At 44.5% G+C, this 21,061-nt stretch carries 17 protein-coding genes; 5 read left to right on the top strand and 12 right to left on the bottom strand.

The features are described from left to right. The first annotated feature begins 1 nt into the window (after nt 1). Nucleotides 2–1,801: a hypothetical protein gene (locus NQ505_RS12190; protein ID WP_009000621.1), complete on the top strand. Its 1,800-nt coding sequence runs from the start codon at nt 2–4 to the stop codon at nt 1,799–1,801. 144 nt (nt 1,802–1,945) lie between these two features. Here NQ505_RS12190 and ccsA read toward each other — a convergent pair whose 3' ends face one another. The 11 genes from ccsA to NQ505_RS12135 are packed head-to-tail and all read right to left on the bottom strand — an operon-like array spanning nt 1,946 to nt 16,267. Further along, nucleotides 1,946–4,423, bottom strand: a complete 2,478-nt coding sequence (gene ccsA, locus NQ505_RS12185) for a cytochrome c biogenesis protein CcsA (protein ID WP_009000620.1) — start codon at nt 4,421–4,423, stop codon at nt 1,946–1,948. A 44-nt stretch (nt 4,424–4,467) separates the two neighbouring features. Next, nucleotides 4,468–5,598: a PTS cellobiose transporter subunit IIC gene (locus NQ505_RS12180; RefSeq protein ID WP_009000619.1), complete on the bottom strand. Its 1,131-nt coding sequence runs from the start codon at nt 5,596–5,598 to the stop codon at nt 4,468–4,470. A gap of 39 nt (nt 5,599–5,637) precedes the next feature. Then, nucleotides 5,638–6,522 carry an aryl-sulfate sulfotransferase gene (locus NQ505_RS12175; protein ID WP_032853830.1) on the bottom strand — a complete coding sequence of 295 codons (885 nt, stop codon included), beginning with the start codon at nt 6,520–6,522 and terminating at the stop codon, nt 5,638–5,640. 16 nt (nt 6,523–6,538) lie between these two features. After that, nucleotides 6,539–8,341, bottom strand: coding sequence for a c-type cytochrome (locus NQ505_RS12170; protein ID WP_009000617.1), 1,803 nt, complete (start codon nt 8,339–8,341; stop codon nt 6,539–6,541). Next, on the bottom strand, nt 8,338–10,851 hold the full coding sequence (locus NQ505_RS12165) for a hypothetical protein (protein WP_085938583.1): 2,514 nt from the start codon (nt 10,849–10,851) through the stop codon (nt 8,338–8,340). Before NQ505_RS12165 ends, NQ505_RS12170 begins: the two co-directional genes overlap by 4 nt. A 47-nt stretch (nt 10,852–10,898) precedes the next feature. Beyond that, nucleotides 10,899–11,615 (bottom strand): deoxyribose-phosphate aldolase, encoded by a 717-nt coding sequence (deoC, locus tag NQ505_RS12160; protein ID WP_009000615.1) that lies wholly within the window; start codon nt 11,613–11,615, stop codon nt 10,899–10,901. 42 nt (nt 11,616–11,657) lie between these two features. After that, a complete protein-coding gene (locus tag NQ505_RS12155; RefSeq protein WP_009000614.1) occupies nt 11,658–12,692 on the bottom strand; it encodes a zinc-dependent alcohol dehydrogenase in 1,035 nt (344 codons plus the stop codon). Nucleotides 12,693–12,706: 14 nt separating this feature from the next. Continuing rightward, entirely contained in the window at nt 12,707–14,233 is a 1,527-nt protein-coding gene (xylB, locus tag NQ505_RS12150) for a xylulokinase (RefSeq protein WP_009000613.1), read from the bottom strand. 29 nt (nt 14,234–14,262) lie between these two features. Next, nucleotides 14,263–14,742 (bottom strand): Lin0368 family putative glycerol transporter subunit, encoded by a 480-nt coding sequence (locus NQ505_RS12145; RefSeq protein ID WP_004325052.1) that lies wholly within the window; start codon nt 14,740–14,742, stop codon nt 14,263–14,265. A gap of 13 nt (nt 14,743–14,755) precedes the next feature. Further along, the gene (locus NQ505_RS12140) at nt 14,756–15,127 is read right to left on the bottom strand and encodes a Lin0368 family putative glycerol transporter subunit (protein ID WP_004325051.1); all 372 of its coding nucleotides are present in this window, start codon (nt 15,125–15,127) and stop codon (nt 14,756–14,758) included. A 51-nt stretch (nt 15,128–15,178) separates the two neighbouring features. After that, on the bottom strand, nt 15,179–16,267 hold the full coding sequence (locus NQ505_RS12135; protein WP_004301934.1) for an SMP-30/gluconolactonase/LRE family protein: 1,089 nt from the start codon (nt 16,265–16,267) through the stop codon (nt 15,179–15,181). A 381-nt stretch (nt 16,268–16,648) separates the two neighbouring features. On the opposite strand from NQ505_RS12135, the gene NQ505_RS12130 reads away from it, so the two are divergent. From NQ505_RS12130 to NQ505_RS12115, 4 genes are all read left to right on the top strand, one after another. Next, nucleotides 16,649–16,942, top strand: coding sequence for a hypothetical protein (locus tag NQ505_RS12130; protein WP_004301932.1), 294 nt, complete (start codon nt 16,649–16,651; stop codon nt 16,940–16,942). Nucleotides 16,943–16,953: 11 nt separating this feature from the next. Then, complete coding sequence (locus NQ505_RS12125) at nt 16,954–17,244, top strand: cell division protein ZapA (protein ID WP_004301931.1); 291 nt, start codon at nt 16,954–16,956, stop codon at nt 17,242–17,244. A gap of 123 nt (nt 17,245–17,367) precedes the next feature. Beyond that, nucleotides 17,368–18,903, top strand: coding sequence for a ribonuclease Y (gene rny / locus NQ505_RS12120; RefSeq protein ID WP_004301930.1), 1,536 nt, complete (start codon nt 17,368–17,370; stop codon nt 18,901–18,903). Between the two features lie 64 nt (nt 18,904–18,967). Continuing rightward, entirely contained in the window at nt 18,968–19,723 is a 756-nt protein-coding gene (locus tag NQ505_RS12115; protein ID WP_004301929.1) for a copper homeostasis protein CutC, read from the top strand. Nucleotides 19,724–19,842: 119 nt separating this feature from the next. Here NQ505_RS12115 and NQ505_RS12110 read toward each other — a convergent pair whose 3' ends face one another. Continuing rightward, entirely contained in the window at nt 19,843–21,057 is a 1,215-nt protein-coding gene (locus NQ505_RS12110) for a sodium ion-translocating decarboxylase subunit beta (RefSeq protein WP_004301928.1), read from the bottom strand. Nucleotides 21,058–21,061 lie beyond the last annotated feature (4 nt).

Genomic DNA, 21,061 nt, shown 5'->3' with positions numbered 1-21,061 from the left:
CATGGAATACGATAGAATTTATTCCATCCGAAAAGGTGAATACTTTGCGGATGCATTGAAACGTGCCGGCAAAGACTTTATCCCGACCAATTGTATCATTAATAAACTCCTTCCCGGATTGGGAGCTACACACTGCGAATTGACGGCACTCCGAAAGTCTATTATTATCGAGCCCAACGTGCCTGTTATTGAGTCTAAAGCAAAGGTACACAAAAACTCATTGGCTATCTATAAAGGAGTCAGCGTCCGGCAAATCACAGACTTTCTGGAGAAGAACCAAGACAAACATTACAAACTGTTGACTACTCCCGAAGGCTTCACCAAAATCAAGGAAGCCATGCTGGCTGTAGATATAGATATGTATACAGAATGTTTCATCTTGTTTGATGAATGTGAAAAGCTAGTGCAGGACGTGCATTATCGTGATTCTATCCGCGAACCGATGAATGATTTTTTCCATTTTCAGCATAAGGCATTGATTTCGGCTACTCCCATCGTACCCGAAAAAGACAATAGCTTCGACAGTTTCATGCGGGTACTGATTCAGCCGGATTACGAATATCGGCAAAAGCTGAAACTAATCACCACCAACAATGTTCTGGAAACTTTGCAGGAGGTGATTGAAGCGAAGCGCGGCACGGTCTGCATTTTCTGCAACAGTATCGATTCGATAGATAGTTTCTATCGATTGATTCCCGAATTGAACAATGCCTGTACTTTTTGTAGTGAAGACGGACAATACAAACTATGGAAAGGCAACCGACGCAAAAAATCAATGATGATTACCGAACTGGAACGTTACAACTTCTTCACTTCACGTTTCTACTCCGCGGTGGATATCTTATGTAAAAACCCGCCACATGTGATTCTCATCAGTGATTTGCATGGCGCAACCCAATCGGTTATCGATCCTACTACCGAAGCCATTCAAATCATCGGACGATTCCGAGGGGGAGTAAATACCGTGACACATATCGCTTCCATCCGGCCGGATCTGGAATGTATGTCAGCCAATGAGATTGATAGTTGGATACAAGGCGCTTCCCATATCTTCAACGGATGGAAAACTCAACTGGCACAAACCTCCAATATTGGTGAACGTACTTTGTTGCAGGAAGCTATCGGAGAAAATTCATATCTCCCCTATCTGGATGCGAATGGAAAACCTGATCCGTTTCTAATAGCAAATTTATATGAGAAAGAGCAAGTGAAGCGACTATACACGTCCACCGATCTGCTTTGCAGTGCCTATCAACAGACCGATTATTTTATATTCTCTCATGAGGAACGTCTCATGCCGGTTTCGGATAATGAACGTATGGCAATCCAGCATCGCTTGGCAAAAAAGAAACGGGCAGAGTTGATCGTCCGCAAGCTGGAAGAAATGGAGAAGATGAGCCGCACTACTGACAAGAAAGTGCAAAAACGCTACCAACGTATGCTGGGAAATCTGCTTACTACGATCAATGACAGGTATATATACGATTGTTTTTGCCGATTTGGAGGAGATTTCATTCGTGAATCAGATTACAACGAGAATAAATTGCGGGCTGCATTGAATGTAAGCAGTGAACATACGATTAAACAATCCGTGCAGATGCGTAGCTCTATCCAACGTACTTTTCCCATAGGTTCGGAACTTTCCGTTCAGGAAGTGAAAAGTATGCTGAAACAAGTATATAAAAAGATGGGACTGAATACGGGACGAGGGATCACAACCAAAGAACTGGAACAATATGCAGAAATAGAAAAAGGATGGAAACACGACAATAGAACAATCAAAATACTGAAGTTCAAATAATTGGCAATAAAATGCAGTTTTCCTTCCGAAAAATGCAGAAACACCGTATATGTTTCCTGTAAACTTCTCTTATTTCCGGCTATTTTCAGAGATAAGTCATTGATTATATGATCTGCCACATTTTTGTTTCTCCCCGTATAATACTTAAAAGAAAGACGAAAATGTGGCAGAGAGTTTCTTTAAACGTCTGCGGGCAAACAACGCTAAAACAAGTACGAGACATACGCCCAATCCCCATATCCACAACAAGAAATCTCCTCCTTCGGTTTTTCCATAAGAATGCAGACCGCTCAAATAGTAGTTCACTCCAAACCAAGTCATTATAACCGAAAGGACGGCAACAACGGAAAGCAGATTAAAACACCAGGTGGTCTTTCCTTTCAGGAGGGGAATAAAGCGGATATGAAGCACCAATGCATAGACAACGATTGAAATCAATGCCCAGGTTTCCTTGGGATCCCATCCCCAATATCTACCCCAGGAGACATTGGCCCAGATAGCTCCAAGAAATGTTCCGGCAGTCATAAAGAACAGACCGAGAATCATTGCCATTTCATTCAGCAGTGTCAGTTCACGGATACGGAACAAAAGTTTCACCCGGTTGGTGGCGGAAAGCAAACTCATCAATACAAGATTAAACAACCCTGTCAGCGCACAAAGAGCAAAAAAGACGTAACCGATCATAATGATAGCGACATGAGACATCAGCCAATAAGATTGAAGTACCGGGACTAAAGGAGTAATTTCCGGATTCAGGTGATTAAGTCCTGCTACAAAAAGCATGATTCCGCCCAATAGTCCTGCCAATGCGGGAAGAATACGGAATCGGCGGGCAAACAGGAGTCCGCTACCTACCAGCATCCAGGAAGTACATATCATCGACTCGTAAGCATTCGCCCAAGGGGCATGTCCGCAAATATACCAACGTAACAAGACACCTCCCGTATGTGTGAGAAAAGCGATTGCCAGAAGAGCAATCAGAATACTGCTAATTTTTCTTCCCCATTTAAAGTCCGCAATAATCTCTCCGCAGGCAATGAAAAGTAGGATACCACCCAAAATCAAGTAAGCCAGACGACACCAGAAAAATAAATCCAATTGATTATAGAGAAGTTCGGCTTTCACTTTCCGGTTGTCAATAGCGGGGACTTTAGCTTTTGCTTGTTGGTAGACATTCATCATTTCAACTACCTTGTCTGCTTCCTTCCAGTTGTTGGAACGAACTCCATTTCCTAGCTCATAGATATACCAGTCCATGATTTTAGTTACAAATAGAGAATCTTTCCCATGAAAAGCGCTCAAGTCATCACCCGGTGAATACCATTTTCCCTGCAAATCATTTCCATCCGGGAAAAGCGGTAACAGTTGGTGTTGCATGATGCGATATATGATGTTTACTGATTCATCCAGTTTTAATAAATCCGAGTCCAAACGTTTTCGCTCCGCAGCCGGTTTAGCGTAAATTGTGTTCAGTTCATTCGTCAGGATATAGTTACCGTCTGCATCAAACACATCTTGCCAGGCAATGTATTTGCCATCTCTGCCGAAGCGTTGAAGAAGTTCTTTATTATCAACTTTGATAAAAGGAAAAGCTCCCCATTCATCGGGAAAAGAAAGTAGATTCAAAAAGAATTGATCTGAATTGATGCCATTCAGTTTATCGGCTCCATACAATTTGCGTAAAATGGCAGATGTATAACTGTTGACGGGTTCGAGGCGTCCGTTAGGGTTAAGCACTACCAGACTGCCAAACTTTTCGGCATGTGAGGAAGAAACACAAGGTAATTGCGAAACGAGGAGAGATTGTTGTGAAGAGGCAACCGGTTGTTGTGCAGACAATGCCTGCATATTGGAGATACCGGATAAAGCCAGAAAGAGCAATAAGCAGAAAGGGGTATTCTTTTTCATTTCTCCCAATTCTCTGCGCAATCGCCCGAAACGGGATTTCTTACTGAACAATGTCAAGACAAAACCTACCAGTAAAAGGAAATATCCCGTATATGTAAGCTGCATACCGGGACGATCATAGCTCACTGATAACACAGTGCCTTGTTCGTCGGAATCGAATGAAGACTGGAACAGACGGTAACCATTCACATCAATCACTTTATTCATTCGTATGGTTGCCTGTAAAGGAGATTCATTTTCTCTCTTAATCACCAGGTCACTTTCATAAGACATCGGGCTATGAGAACCCGGATAGCGCTGCAACCGGAAATCTTCCAGAGTTACAGAGAAAGGCAGGGAAGCATTTTCCATCCCTGTTCCTTCCTCTTTCATCATGCTATTTGCCGTTTCCCCTTCACGGATATGCATGATACCCGTCACTCCTACATAGTGAGTAACAGCAGCCCCCAACCAGATAAAAAGAAAAGCTCCATGAAAAATCAGACTGCCTTTACTAATTCTCTTAAAATAGCTTCCCTGAAGGAACATAGCCAATAAATTAGCTGCCTGCAACAACTGCAACAGTATAAACCAGGGGGCATAGTAAAAAGATTCACGGGCAACGGCAGGACCATAAAAGTTTTCCACTAAAGTGGCTACCGCCAATATCAGGGCATAAAGTCCCGCTAATATGTACATCAATACCGGTGAAGCGATCAGTCGAATCAATTTCATCTGTTTTTCTTTTATAATAAACAATGCTTTTATAAATGAGGCTTTTATAGATAAGCAATTCCTTCAATTTCTACCAGCAATTCCTCTCTGCATACATCCGCATAAAGATATACGATAGGAATGTCCGGACAGAGTTTATCCAAGTCTGCTTTCACAGCTGACGCATCCTCTTCATTCTTGAGATATACACGAAGAAGCCCCAACTTACCGGAATGTTCCGGTAGTTTCTCCCTACCCTCTTCCAAGCCAATCAAATGCTGGATATTTTCAAGAGTGATTTCCGTTTGAGAGAGAACATCTCCGGTCGTTACACTTTCCTCGCCACGGATAGCAGCTGTGCCGGAAATATAAATCACCTCCTGCCGACGGTCGGACAGTGACTTTCCTCTTTCAAATTTAGGTGTTCCTTTCTTCCTATCTGCCCGATGACTAATCAACACCTCATCCGAATAGACATGAGCAGCCCGTTGCCAGTCATTATCTAAAGGAGCAATATCCACTTCTCCACTGACAGCATTGAAATCAATCAGAACGCCGCCATGCTGTGTGCCAATCCCCGTTGCCGCCGGATAACCTGATTCCCACTCCGAAGAAGCATAGAACAGGGTACGCACATCATTGAAATCCTGATAACACTGATTGCCATGTGCAATATCCGTGATATTTTCCAGATAATTCCACTGACGGACAATGTCGCCGAAATTCATCTGCTCCGTCTTTAAGATCTCTTCTGCCTTTCTCAAAGCCTGTTCCGATTGTTCGCGAACAGGAAGATTCAAATCATCTGCGTAAAGTCCCCCTACTATTATTTCCCGATAGTGAGGAGTCATAATCCGCAGGTAGCGGACAGAGGAAGAAGTGACTTGTTCCTCTATGGTGACTGCCTCATCCGTAATTTCCACCAACGAATGTACCTCCAATACCAAGTCTGCTACCAAAGGCTTTTGAGCCACCAGCGAAACAACCGGACGGGGAGAAACGAAATGCCGCTCCACCCATTGTTCCAGAAAGGAACGCTGAAACTTGTATTCCTGATTATCCGTACAGCGTGTAAAGAGTACAAGACGGAGCACCCTCTCTTCGCGGACAGCGGATGAAAGTAATTCCTCCGCCATCTGTTCCCAACTGTTTCCTGTCGTTTTATACAAATTACATGTGATTCGATGATACTTCATACTGCAAATTTCAATGTTTTTTCTGATGATATATACTTTTTAATGATAGGAAGTGACACCTGCCGGAACGTCCATGCTATAGACAGATGACATCGTCTTCAATCCCGGAGTATTCTCCAAAGAATAAAGCACTTTCTTTTGACGGTCTACCAACAACATGTGTACCTTTTCTTTTGGATTCACATGTCCCGTCCAGTTCGTTATCAGGATGCGTCCGTCAGAAAAATACTGAAAACCTCCCAAAAACTTCAACGGTTTTCCAGGGATATCCGCATTCGATAATTCCCAAACAGTCTTTCCGTCTGCCGTTACTTCGATAATTCTCGGATTCCGGTCTTTATCTGCTACGGCAATCAACGTATGCCCATTGGGCAGACGAGTCAGAGAATGCGGTCCGCCGGGAACATCCAGTTTCCACACCTCTTTGCCGTTCGTGTCATATTCCGTCACACATTGCGGTCCGTAATGTGCTACCAGAAAATGCCCGTTATCCAAGCGACGTGCATTACGCATAAATGCAAAACCTTTCTCTTTCACTCCCTCCGGCAGGATGCAGACTTCTTTCACAATCTTACCTTTAGGAGAGATTTCCAGCATACGCCCCGTGGTACATTCACCCACAAACGTATTGCCGTTCTTCAACCGCTGACAGGCAAAGACCGGACTTTTAGACTCGTAATGGAAGATTGTATCATTCTGACGGGTCATTTCGAGTACCCCATGCCCAGTGGTGAAAAGGATATTGCCATTAGGCAATACCCATAAATCATTAGAATCGGGAGCTTTGTGCTGCCATACAATCTGATTGTTTTCCATCACAAAGACGATTCCCTGTGAATAATCTGTTCCTGCAAACGTCCGGGTCTGTGCCAACAGGGATGCAGAGAACAGAAATATCAAAATCGCACTATATATTCTTGTCATAACCAATCATTCAAAATTACAAAGACAATACATATTCCTCCAACTCTTCCAGTTCTTTATCAGAAACAGGCTTATGAGGTCCGTGTACCTTTAACATATCTTTCATCGAATAGCTACGACCGTCATACAAATAAGGAGCCGTACGCCAACATTCGTTCAGAGCAGGAACGTCCATAGCCAGCCCTTTATCAGGTCCGGTAGTCCAATCCACTTTATATTGCTTCTGATCCGTATAGTATTCTCCGGAATGGCAACTCGCGCAGTTTTCTTCAAATATCTTCTTTCCTCTTTTCGCTTTCGCAGAAAGTTTACCATTCTCAAGATAAGGGCTTGGCAGAGGCTTCAGAGATTTCAGATATTCGTCGATAGATTCGTAGATCTCATCATTTCCCTCCATAAACAGGATATATTTCACTCCCGAACGAACGGCTACTTCGGCATTTTTACGAATACCGGTTGCCATACAAGGCGGAGTTTGATGGGAAAGCAAGAGTGTTTTCGTGTTTTTCGGATTACCCATGCCATCATTCAGCAAGTCCCAGTTAAGCCCGTCCATGCGTGCATCATTCGGATGACAGGTTGCACAACTTTGCCAGTTCTGGAAACAAATGGTTGCATCATGGAAGTACATATCTCCCTTACCAACTTTAGTGAAAGCCAATGGAGCACCCAGAATCTGCTTCTGCACATTCTTACCGTTCAAATCCATAGACACCAATTCCGACGTATAATAGTTGGCAGTATAAATTTTACCTCCCGTAGCTACGACCGAACGCGGACCTTTTCCCTGTGTAGGAATGAAGTCACGGATGCCATACAAGAATCCCGCATCATTAGGTATATTCCCCCACGCTTTCATGGAAGGAGTAACCATTTCTCCTTGTTTCGCTTTGCCAAGACGTTCATGCAAAGCTATACGATCGATGCGCACCAATTCCTGACTACCGGCAGCAGCTACTATGATCTGCTTATCATCCGGAGTAACAATTACCGACCACGGATTGGCTGCTCCTTTCTGTGGAGTGTCCAAGATGACGGAAGTGAGCCACTTTCTAGCTTTCAAATCAATGATGGATAATGTATTTGTAGCCATCCATCCTCTATCCAGCTGATTGGTAGGCAACTGATAGCGGGAGATTAAATGAGTGACATACGCGAAAGTATGATTCTTATCCACCGCTACCGACTTCACATCCGTAGAACCGTTCGGCAACATAACACGTCCCGAAACCTTTTTCGAAAGTACATCTACCATATCGAGCTGTACTGCAATCGGATAAGCCGTAGAAGGCATTTCCGGCAGATTATTGGCTATCAGCAGGCAGGAATCACCAGCAAAGGCAGCCATCGACACTGGTTCGCGACCAACAGCTATTTTTGTTTTCACCTTACGGGTGGCCGGATCAATCTCCCAAAGTTCGTTGTTGAACCGCTGCGTAACCCAAAGAGATTTAGACAACGGATTATACAGAATATCCGAAGGAGTAGCTCCGCTTTTTGTTTTGGATTGTACGGAAAGTTTCTTTCCATCCAGTTCGTACATGGTACCGTAGTTTCCGTCACATACCACCCAGAGTTTACCATTCGCATCCTGCGTCATGGCATTGACAGGGGACGAGAAAGAGACTTTCTTTTCCATTTTCTGTCCGTCGGACGACATTTTGATGAGTTCACAGCCTGCCCTGTTTGTTACAAACAAGGATTTCCCGTTGTCTGCCAGAAACAAACGGTCCGGTGAAACCGTCGTTTCCGCTTCTTGCCAAGACGCACAAAGAAATATAGCAGCCATACCAACAGGTATCAATATCTTCTTTTTCATTTTTTCTCTTGTTTAGTTTGAAGGGATTGAATGTATTGACGAATATTCTCCTGATCTTCCGCACGGGCTGCTTCCCGCTTCTTATCATAATAGTTGTAGAAGTCGAGATCCTTTTGCGACCAGTTGTTCGCTTCACGGTAGTCTCCGATTTGAGGCACAAGCAAATCAATCCAGAGAGCTACTTTTCGTATTTCCTGCGGAGTCAGTTTAGTACCTCCATGTCCGCTTTCCAAACGTTTAATCAGATTGCTCGTGTTGGAGCCTGCAAAATAAGGCGGCAACAACGTAGGTTCGGACAAAGCACTGATCCAGTTTACTTCCGGATGATGTGCGTTACCTCTCCATGATCCCTCTTCTTTTTTCTGGGTGGCATGAGTCAGGTTCAGATACGAATCCGTATATTTTCTTTTGCTTCGTTTATCCATTACTTTCAATTCGCCTTTCAGGCTCATTGGTTGCTTCACTCCATCGTGACAAGAGATACAATGCTTGTCCCAGATTGGTTGGATTTCTTTCAGGTAACTGAAATTACGTTCGCCCATCTCATCTTCCGGAGCCAATGCCTTGACACCTTTGTTCATTGCCATGGATACCGGATGCCCTGCTACGGGAACCGTGTTCTTATGTTCGTGGCATCCTACACAACTCTGCACTTCATTCGGCTGTAAAGTAGACCAGCTACGCATAGTTTGCACCACACGCCCGTTTTCGTCCAATGCCTGAAAATAAAGCGGTCTGCGTGCAGGAACTTTAAAGAATGCGGAACCGTCAGGATATACTTCCGTCACTCCCAACACTCTCTTCACATCCCAGGCAGCATTGCCCACTCCTACCGGAGAACTCATGATAGCTCCTCCACCTTTATCATTACCGTTCACTTCACCTACACCTGCTGCACGGAACTGGATTTCCACCACACGCAACTGTTTGATAGTTCCCGGTTTCACACCTTTCAATCCATTACCCTCGTAGATATTCTGCATATAATATACGCCTTCATTCTTTGTATAATCTATCGAAGATGAACGGCGGAACGGACGTTTACGGGGAGCGACCAACACAGGCTGGTTGCAGGATATGCGTGCATCGGATACGAGTAATTCACGTTCTCCGTCCGCATTCATCCAATAAACGCCAAATTCCATCGGATGTCCGACGTAATAACCCAACGGAGTATACGATATTAAAAATTCCGTCTCGCTCAATGGAAAAGGATGCTGGAACTGATCGGTAAACTTTCCATAACCGTCAATACGTTCCGGTTCCGGTTTGTGAACCGGAGCTACGAACATAACACCTTCATTCTCATCACGCCCGGCTTCGGGATCTATGATACCCAGTTTGCCATGTTGAGGAGTATGGTGACCCATAAAAACTGCCATCAACTTACGAGTGCCGGGAATCTGGCGAATCTGTGCCACCGTTGTCGGGAACCAGCTGTTCATTCCGTAATATTCAGCCTGTCCTGTTCCATCGGGATTCATCTGGAACAAAGGCTGTGCCCATACCTGGCCACGGTCATTGTAATCCCAACGAGTATAGACCACCCGACCGTCATCCAACAAAGTAGGTGTCACCGTATGTACCTGGTCGAACCCAACCTGACGCATATAACGCCCCTCCCTGTCGCAGAGATACATATTGCTGACTTCCGTAAACCAGCAGTCTACCGTACTTCCGCAACGGGTAGAGTTGAACAGGATATTGTCATCCGGCAAGTAAATACCTTCAATGTCGGCATGTCCTTTTCCGAAAGTCAACTGCTTGATTTCCCGTGTCTTTAAATCCATTTCATACAGATGGAAGTCGTCTTCCTTGGGGGATTTCTTCCAGGAAAAAAGCAGATGCTGACCATCAAAATGAAGATTCGGATCACGCACTACTCCTTCTTCATCTGTCAGCATGGTTTCTACTTCCGCCCAAATTCCATTCATCTTCAATTTCGCCAACGCACCGCCCGCAATGTAGTTGCATTCAGCACGGGCATCCGACACCCCTTCGGTATAAGCAAAGAAAGAGGGACGCAACGTTCTGTACTTTGTGAAAACAATCTCCGGTTTATCTGCAGTGAAGGCTTCCAAACGCTTGATACGCCTTTGTTCACACGCTTTCAGATAAGACAGGAAAGCCGATTCGATGCTTTCCGGAGTATTAGTCACGGCAGCTTTGATGTTCAGTTTCTGTAAACGCACGGAAAGTTCCTGATTAAAACTCTTATTAAACCAGTCTACATCACCCGTTGTTCCATCCTGTAGCCACCAATCGTAATAGACCGGATAGGCACGCGTCAATCTCCGGTGCACGGCTTTTATCTTGTTTTCTGTTTCTTCCTGATTACCTTTCTGTTTTATCGCCTGAATTTCCGCGTACTTCTTCTGAATCTCGACGATAAAACCTTTCGCGTCGGTAGGCTGAAGGGAAGTGTCTTTCGTCTGCCATGCTACGATGGAGAGGAACACACAGCATGCCATCCCACACTTCAACAGCTTCATTAATTTCGATCTTATCATTTTATCTTCTTATTTACCTTAAATTTACCTTCCTGAAAAAAGAACGATTACAAACCTTTCTTCAGCTCCTTATAGGATTCCACAATCTGAATACCGCTTGATGTACCAATACGGGTAGCGCCCGCCTGAATCAATGCCAACGCAGAATCCAGATCACGAATGCCACCTGCTGCTTTCACTCCGATAGTAGGTCCTACCACACGACGCATCAATGCTACATCATGCACTGTTGCTCCTGCTGTTCCGAATCCGGTAGAGGTTTTCACAAAATCCACTCCGGCTTCTTTAGCTATACGACATACGGTTTCTTTCTCTTCATCCGTCAGATAGCAAGTTTCAAGAATAACCTTACAGATCACACCGGCAGGTTTGCAGATAGAAACCATGTCTTCAATCTCTTTCTTTACGATTTCAGTCTGTCCTTTCTGTAAAGCACGAACATTGATGACTGTATCTATTTCAGTAGCACCTTTGGCAATGGCATCACGGGTTTCAAATGCTTTGCACTCTACTGTGTTCTGTCCCAACGGAAAACCGATAGCGGCTCCTACACGTACTCCCGATCCTTCAAGCAACTTCACACAGGTTTCTACTTCCGCAGGATTGATGGCTACCATCGCAAACTGATACTGACGGGCTTCCGCACAAAGTTTCTCAATAGGCGATGCATCACCGAAAGGTTTCAGGAATGTATGGTCGATCATACCTGCCAACTGTTCTACTGATAATTCTGCAATCACTTCGTTTATATTCTTCTTTTCCATTATTTTGAGTCGTTTAATAAGTTATTATAAATATGCTGTTTCTTAAAAGGTCAATACGCATTTCAATACTTCACCCCGTTTCACGGCAGCAAAGGCTTCTTCTATTTCTTCTATCGCAAAGCGATGCGTGATAAAGTCGGATGCAGAAAGTCTGCCCTCTTCAATCCATTGTGCCAATGTGGTCATTGCCGCCTTTTCTTCGGAACGGGTAGGCCATTGATGCATGTGCAGGTCGAAGTTATAAGGAGCTTTCGATAAGTCGAAAGTTGGATTCTTAGTCATGACGCCATAGACACAAACATCTCCACCCATCTTCACTAATGGTAATACGGAATTTACGACTACATCCAGTCCTACCGCATCAATGACAGCATCATAAGAGCGATTAGCCGCGGCAATAAATTCCGGAGTACTAATTTCGGCGGGTGTATATCCGTTGTCTGCTCCCATCCGACGGGCTACTTCCAGTTTAGCGGGAAGCATATCGACAATATCAATCTGTCCCAGACCGAACAATTTACCCAACTTCACAAAGCTCAATCCTACAGGACCGGAGCCTACTACGATCACCTTTTTCCCCGGAGTCAGATTGAAATCCTTGAAAGCTCCCAACACTTCGCGCCAGGTACAAGAGATGACTGCTTCTTCCGGTTGCACATGTGAAGGGACTGTGTTCTGAATCTCAAAACTGTCCCAGCATCCCTGTTCGGGTGTAGCCAGTCCCTCTTCTTTCAGTACTTCAAAGTCATTCACTACTACATATTCGCTGAAACCACCCCAGCCGCTGTCGACACCTTGCGCACCAAAATCGGAAATAAGACCACCAATAGCACGGTCGCCTACCTTAAAATTACGTACTTTTTCACCGACAGCTACTACAATTCCGGCATTCTCATGTCCCAAAGCCAACGGATAAGTATCCACTCCGGGAAATTTTCCGGCTATCAGTTTACTGTCAGTCGCATTACACAAAGCAACCATTTCCGTTTTCACCAATGCCTGATAAGCATTGATAACAGGAGTTTCCACCTGTCGTATTTCAATTTTGCCGGGAGCCGGCACTATTACTGTTTTCATTTGATTATTAGGTTTTATATAGAATCTAGTTCAGTTTTTGCAATTTCAGTATACATATCGCACAAAGCGTGATAAGCTTTATCAAAAACAGGCATCCAAGCCTCATACTTCTTCACGTTTTCCTGAATTGGCTGCACGGTCTGTTCGATACGGACAAAGCGGTCTATCACAGAGAAGTCTTTAAAGACTCCCGCACCGATACCTGCCAGAATAGCCGCTCCCATCGAAGTAGCCTCTTCCAGATAATTAGGTACACGGATTTCTGCCTGATAGATGTCTGCCATCATCTGGCGCCATACAGGATTCTGCGCACATCCTCCAATCACCGTCACCTGGTCGATCGGAACGTGTTTGCGGAAGATATTGACGATAAATCCCAGATTGAGGGTAATTCCCTCCATCACAGCACGTAGCATATCACCATGTGTATGCCCCAGCGTCAGACCGATAAATGCTCCTTTGGCGTCTACATTCCAACGGGGGGTACGTTCACCAAGCATATAAGGTAGGAATAGGAGTTTATTGGCTCCTATCGGAGAGGAAAGAATCTGTTCGTCAATCAGTTCGAACACGCTACGTCCGAGTTGAGTAGCCAATGCCTGCTCGTGCTGGCAGAGTTGGTTAATCATCCAGTTGTAGGAAGAGCCTGCCGCCTGCATCGTTCCCGACGGATGCAGCATGCCCGGCACTACGTGCGCCCAGTTCATGGTGCGGCGTTGTTCGTCTACAATCGGCTTTTCTACTGTCAGAGCTACCCAGGAGGAAGAACCCAGATAGTTGTATGCGCTACCCGGAGCCACACAGCCGACGCCTACTCCGGCACAACTACCATCGCCTCCACCACAGATTACGGGTGTTCCGGCAAGCAGTCCTGTTTCACGGGCAGCTTCGTTGGTCACTTCACCGATCACGTCGATAGATGAACGGACTTCCGGGAATAGGGAAAGGTCGAGTCCGGCAGCTTCTATGATTTCTTCACTCCATTGCCAACGGTTCAGATCGTATGCATTGGTACCCGAAGCATCCGAGGGATCAGTGGCTAGAGTACCGCAGAGACGGAAATTGATATAATCCTTGGCATTCAACATCTTGGCTGTCTGTGCAAAGATTTCCGGTTCGTGTTTCTTTACCCACATCAGTTTCTCGATGGAATAGGAAGCGCTGATTCGGTGTCCCGTGATTTCATAGAAATGAAGCGGGTCTATCTTTTCGGAAAGAATAGTCTCTTCTTCCTGCGAACGCTGGTCGCAATAAAGCATGTGAGGACGAAGCGGATGACCGTTTTTATCCACACAAAGACAACCCATCATTTGTCCGCTAAGTGCCACACCGGCAATATCATTGGGAGATACCAGTTTGAGAAGTGCCTGCGTGGTATCTACAATCGCTTTCCACCAATGGAGCGGATTCTGTTCCGCCCGATTGCCGGAAGCGTAATCTGTAGGGTATGCGGCTGTACGTGAAGCAATCAGTAATCCCGATTCATCGAATAAGGTTGCTTTGTTGCCGCTGGTACCCAAGTCATGTGCTAATATATACATAATCTCTTTTTCTTTTTCAATTAATAGGATCAGAGTGCCGCATTCGTGTATCCGGTAAGTCCGACGAAAATACCACCTACGATACCTCCGAGGATAATCACCAGCCAACGGGGGAAGGCTTCTTTCAGCAGTCCGCCGCGTGTCCCTTTCGGTGCGCAAAGTACGTCGGCCAGAATGAAGCCCATCGCAATCGCCCATCCCATATCTACCCAGGGAGCACTACCCCGATTTCCCTGATGAATCAGGCAGAATTGCATTGGCAGACCGTCGGCGTCATTCAACAGTCCGGTGGAGAAACCAAAGCCGGGCAGTTTGTGATTGACCACCCAAAAAGTACCGATAATAAGAGCAGCTGCCATAAATCCACCTATCGGACCAAAGTCCTTTACTAATTTAGGCCAACTCATCAACACGGTAAAGGTGACGGCAAAAGCTCCGAAAATAGATGTGATGATTCCGGCATGATACATGCCAAAGAATTCATTATAGGTCTGTAACCATTCACTCATTGTTCTTTCCTCCTTAATTTATCTTCCGGGCACAATCGCACGAACGGATTTTCCATACTAATATTCCTGCCAAGGCACCTCCTATCAGACAACATATTAAGGTAGGTACTGCATAAAAGAAGTTAGTGATATCGCCTTGAAAGCGGACAATTCCCCAGGCAATTCCGGCAGAGCCGATACACCAGCCCTGATCCAGCCATATTTTTCCCGGAGGATTCAGAATAGCTCCATGATAATGGTTCATATACCACATAATGCCGATAATCAGTGTGGCCGCCAACCAGCCTCCCATCAGACCGTATGTCTTCCAAAGTTCCGGCCAAATGCCAAAAGCAAATCCGCCACAGATGGCAGAGCCGGCAAAGGTCGATAGATATTGTTTCATATAATTGATAATGTGTTTTTAGGTTTATAATAGTAGTTCGGGGTTGTTTATTTATTCCAAAGACAACTTAGCCAATGTGAAAGGCTTGTCATGTTTCCTGTTTACCTTATCCGGTCCGGTCACCAAATCGAAGCAGGACACAATCACTTGTCCGTTCCATACGATAGGTTCGCCCGGCTGATCCAGACCTCCGTCACTTCCGTCGCAGTCAGGGCTTTGAGCAATACGCTGAATTTTTCCGTCTTTATCAATGCGTGCAACTGCATTCGCCGAGAAATCCGCTACCCAGATATTACCTTTATCGTCTATACACATTCCGTCCGTGGTACGCAACTGGGTGGTATCTTTTGCCCATACGTCATTAGTAAATACATTCCCTTCCACATCCATCTTTATGCGGTGAACAGCGCCGTCACCGAAGTTTCCTACAAAGAGGTCGCCCGCTTCGTTGAAAACAATTCCATCCAGTCCGTATTGTACTTCTGGGTTCTTTGTGATAACAGTAGTAATAAGGTTTTTATCTTCTAATGTATTAGTCACTGCCACATCACGGTCATTCATATCAAAGCAATATACCCCGCTGACCAACAATCCCGAAGGATCTTTTATCTGCGATAATGAACTCTGGGTGACGTACAGTTTCCCGTTGCGGATACGCAGACCGTTAGGATGCTCCATACCGGATGCCACAGTGATTGTTTCTTTTAATTGGTCGTTTTCAAACTTCAGACGAAGAACACGTCCTTTATTCTGTGCTTTCTCTGCTCCACTCCAACCTTGATTGTCGCAAATAAACAGATCACCCTCTTCATTAAAGGCAATCCCCATCGGAGAAGCCCAGCCGGTTTCTTCCAATACCGGAACATCCATCCATTTCGTAATCTCGCCATTTTTGGTGATGCGCATCAGACAAGCAGGCTGTGTGATATCTGCAAAATTCGGACAGGCCAGAATCAAATCTCCATTAGGAGCGATAGCCATTCCGTCCGGTGTCGGACAACAATCCGGTAAATTTGCAAACAATTCGCTCTTCTGCGGAAGAGCATTCTCACCACCTTTTTGTTTCGGAGAAGTACATTGAATACAAGTTGCTCCCATCAAAGAAGCTGCCACAAGAGATAGTAAATAATACTTTTTCATGGTTAGATAATACAAATATTTATGTTTATAATACGAGTCCGTTAGTTCGGTACGCAAACATACTGGTATTTATCAGTAAAGAAGGAAAATGACAAATCAATAAAGGACAAAAATTGTTCAAAATGCTATTAAAAGAGCCGGTTTGAGCTGTAAATAGAGAGAAGGAACAAAATATGGAAAGGCTGAAAACAGAATATGAAAGGATTGAAACCCCTTTCATATATACCTTATATTATAAAAGCAGTCATCACTTACTTCCTATGCAATACTCTACTTTCCCCTCCGTTCATGGCTAATTTAGGCTAAAAAGAACATTTTCTCATAAAAAGTTTTTGTAATATCAGAGTTAATCGTATTTTTGTGTACAATTTTGGTATAGTGATGACAGAAGAAGAAAAAAAGTTATTGAATTCCTTTGAAACGCAACTCCGGCATTTGATTTATTTGCACGATGAACTAAAGCGTGAAAATGCCGAATTGAAAAAGCTTCTCGATAATGAAAAGCTAAAAAACGAGAAGGTACAAGCTCAATACGATGAATTGGAAGTCAGCTATACAAACCTAAAAACAGCTACGGCAATCAGCCTTAACGGCAGCGACGTAAAAGAGACGAAGCTGCGATTGTCAAAATTAGTGCGTGAAGTCGATAAATGCATCGCTTTGTTGAATGAATAAGAAGAAGATGTATGAACGATAAAATAAAGATAAACCTGCAGATAGCAGATTCAAACTATCCGTTAACCATCAACCGTGAGGAAGAACAAATGGTACGGGAAGCTGCCAAGCAGGTAAATGTCAGGCTTAATAAGTACCGGGAGGTTTATAAGAACCTGGAACCGGAGAAAATTATTGCCATGGTAGCCTATCAGTTCTCGTTAGAGAGACTGCAATTGATGCAACGTAATGATACCAGCCCCTATGTGGAGAAGGTAAAAGAACTGACAGAATTGCTGGAGGATTATTTTAAGGAGGAATAAATCCCGACCGGCTATTCACTGATAAGAGATAAAACAACCACGCACTGCACAATATCCAAGCAAAGATACATGCTTTGATATTTGGCGGTGCGTTTTTATTTATATACTTAAATTAAATGTAGAATGATAGCAATAATAGCAACAGCAATTGCTTGCTTCATCGTAGGAGGAATCCTTTCATATATACTATTCCGGTATGTACTGAAATCCAAATACGATAATGTCCTGAAAGAAGCAGAGACAGAAGCGGAAGTAATTAAGAAAAACAAGCTGCTGGAAGTGAAGGAGAAATTCCTGAATAAAAAAGCAGATCTTGAAAAAGAGGTAGCATTGCGGAATCAGAAGATTCAGCAAGCGGAAAACAAACTGAAACAACGCGAAATGGTTCTTAGCCAGCGTCAGGAAGAAATCCAACGCAAAAAGATGGAAGCCGAAGCGGTAAAAGAGAACCTGGAAGCGCAACTTGTCATTGTTGATAAGAAAAAAGATGAACTCGATAAACTGCAACAGCAGGAAATCGATAAACTGGAAGCAATCTCCGGATTGTCTGCCGAAGAGGCCAAAGAACGCCTGGTAGAATCACTGAAAGAAGAAGCTAAAACGCAGGCACAATCATTCATTAATGACATTATGGATGATGCTAAGTTAACTGCCAGCAAAGAAGCGAAACGTATCGTTATCCAGTCTATCCAACGGGTAGCTACGGAAACTGCCATCGAAAACTCTGTTACGGTATTCCATATTGAATCAGATGAAATCAAAGGACGTATTATCGGACGTGAAGGACGTAACATCCGTGCTTTGGAAGCTGCTACCGGCGTTGAAATCGTTGTTGACGACACTCCGGAAGCTATCGTTCTTTCTGCCTTCGACCCGGTTCGCCGTGAAATTGCCCGTTTGGCACTGCATCAGCTTGTGACCGACGGACGTATCCATCCGGCTCGTATCGAGGAAGTGGTGGCTAAAGTTCGCAAACAGGTGGAAGAAGAAATTATCGAAACCGGTAAACGTACAACCATCGACTTGGGTATCCACGGTCTGCATCCTGAATTGATCCGTATCATCGGTAAGATGAAATATCGTTCTTCTTATGGTCAGAACTTGTTGCAGCATGCACGTGAAACAGCCAATCTTTGTGCTGTGATGGCATCTGAACTGGGATTGAACCCGAAGAAAGCGAAACGTGCAGGTTTGCTGCATGATATCGGTAAAGTGCCTGATGAAGAACCGGAATTGCCGCACGCATTGCTGGGTATGAAACTTGCCGAGAAGTACAAAGAAAAACCGGATATTTGCAACGCTATCGGTGCTCACCACGACGAAACGGAAATGACCAGCTTGCTGGCTCCTATCGTACAGGTATGTGACGCCATCTCCGGTGCACGTCCGGGTGCACGCCGCGAAATCGTAGAGGCTTACATCAAGCGTCTGAACGATCTCGAACAACTGGCTATGGCTTATCCGGGTGTAACAAAGACTTATGCTATCCAGGCAGGGCGCGAACTCCGCGTTATCGTTGGTGCGGATAAGATTGACGACAAGCAGACAGAAAGCCTGTCAGGCGAAATCGCTAAGAAGATCCAGGATGAAATGACTTATCCGGGACAAGTGAAGATTACCGTCATTCGTGAAACACGTGCGGTTAGTTTCGCTAAATAAAGAAACCATTCAAAAGAAGATTCATATAAGGGCGAAGAAATTCGCCCTTTTTTAGTATACGACTATGGAAAAGTTTCAAATTGAGATTTGTACGAATTCAGTGGAAAGCTGCCTGGCTGCACAGGAAGGTGGTGCCAACCGCGTGGAATTATGTGCCGGAATACCGGAAGGCGGGACAACCCCTTCCTATGGTGAAATAGCCATTGCAAGAGAAGTACTGACTCATACCCGCCTGCATGTTATTATCCGGCCACGTGGAGGAGATTTTCTTTATTCGGATATAGAAATCAGAACAATGCTGAAAGACATCGAAATCGCACGGAGATTGGGGGCAGACGGAGTCGTATTCGGTTGCCTGACAGCAGACGGCGAAGTAGACTTGACATCAATGCAGATTCTAATGGAAGCCTCTAAAGGGCTGTCAGTCACCTTCCACCGGGCATTTGACGTATGTCGTAATCCTCAAAAGGCACTGGAGGAGATCATAGAGCTGGGATGCAACCGTATTCTGACTTCCGGGCAGCAACCTACGGCTGAACAAGGTATCGGTCTTTTAAAAGAATTGCAAGGACTGGCTGCGGGAAGAATTACGCTACTTGCCGGCTGTGGAGTAAATGAAAATAATATTGCATGGATTGCGGCAGGAACCGGAATCAATGAGTTTCATTTCTCGGCACGCGAAAGTATTCAAAGTGAAATGAAATTCAGAAATGAAGTTGTCTCAATGGGAGGAACAGTACATATCAACGAGTACGAACGAAATGTGACTTCCGTGCGAAGAGTCAAAGAAACAGTGGAGGCTTTATATAAAGGAATGTAAGTTATCGCCTCTCTACTATATACTAAGAAATGGCGAACATACAGTTTTTAAGCCTTTTGTTCACCATTTCTATTTTGCATTACCACCAGCAGTATCAAGAAAAACCGCTATACCTTTATTTATAAATAAGGAATCACCGTAATATAAATACCTGTAATAATAGCCGAAGTAATTACTCCCGAGATATTAGCTCCCAAGGCATCTCCCAAGACGAATGAGTCCGGATTATCTTTGCTTACAATCTTTTGTGCAACCTTTGCGGTAGTCGGCACACAGCTAACAGCCGCAATACCGATGACCGGATTGTAATTACCCCGTTTAATAATATACATGATATATCCTCCGATTATTCCTCCGATACCGGAAAGTAATAATGCTACAATGCCTAATACTAATAGTTTCAATATCTTCGGATCGAGCAGCAGATGTGCATCACAAAGTACACCCAGCAACACGCCCAACATAAAAGTCGATCCATAAAGCAGCGGACCACTCACAAAATCATAAATATGTTTCATACCCGACTCACGAACAGCAACCCCCAGAAACAAAGAGAAGAACAAAGGAGAAGCTACCGGGAATAAGAAACAGAGAATAGCACAAAGAACAGCAGAGAAAGCCAGTTTCACTTTGGCATCGTAATTCTTCGGAGCTTTCTTTGTCACCATCTTAATAGCACGGAAACGTTTGGGAACCAGCAGCTTCACAAGGTAAGGATAGCCTCCATAAGTCAATCCTAAATAAAGATAGGCAACCACCGTAATAGGCACAAACAAATGCTTTGCCAATGCCAGTGAAGTAAACAATACCATCGGTCCGTCTGCTCCACCTACCATAGCCACTGATGCACTTTCTTTGAGAGTCAGGCCGAGAGCGGAAGCAATAGGGACTGTCAGGAAAGTGCCCAGTTCTGCACACAGAGCAAGAAATATACTTGCAAATGGTTTCTGAAGCAGGAATCCAACATCCAAAAGCGCCCCGATACCCATAAAGACAAAGCAGGCTATGAGTCCATTACTAAACGTCAGAGTGTAAACAGGTTGCAGGAAATCTATCTGCATGGTATTCATTAATTGATCCGTATCTGAAAGCATCGGATCAAGAAAGAGGTTACCCAGTGTGCCGTCGGGCATCATCAGTGTTCCGCAGTTGATAGCTACCATTCCCAGTCCCATAGGGATCATCACCATAGGTTCGAGAATACCTTTCCAACCTAAATAGATCAGCAACAGACCGAGCAGTGCCAGAAAAACTCTTGCAGAAGCAAGTACCCATCCGCTTGCCATCATTGTACCAATACCTTGAAATAAGGTAGCAAAATCTATATTTTCCATAAAT

Origin of the sequence: Bacteroides sp. D2, from assembly GCF_025147085.1 — a bacterium.
In the GTDB taxonomy this organism is placed as follows: domain Bacteria; phylum Bacteroidota; class Bacteroidia; order Bacteroidales; family Bacteroidaceae; genus Bacteroides.
The sequence above is the reverse complement of the archived record's forward strand: the minus strand, read 5'-3'. Positions and strand labels throughout refer to the sequence as shown.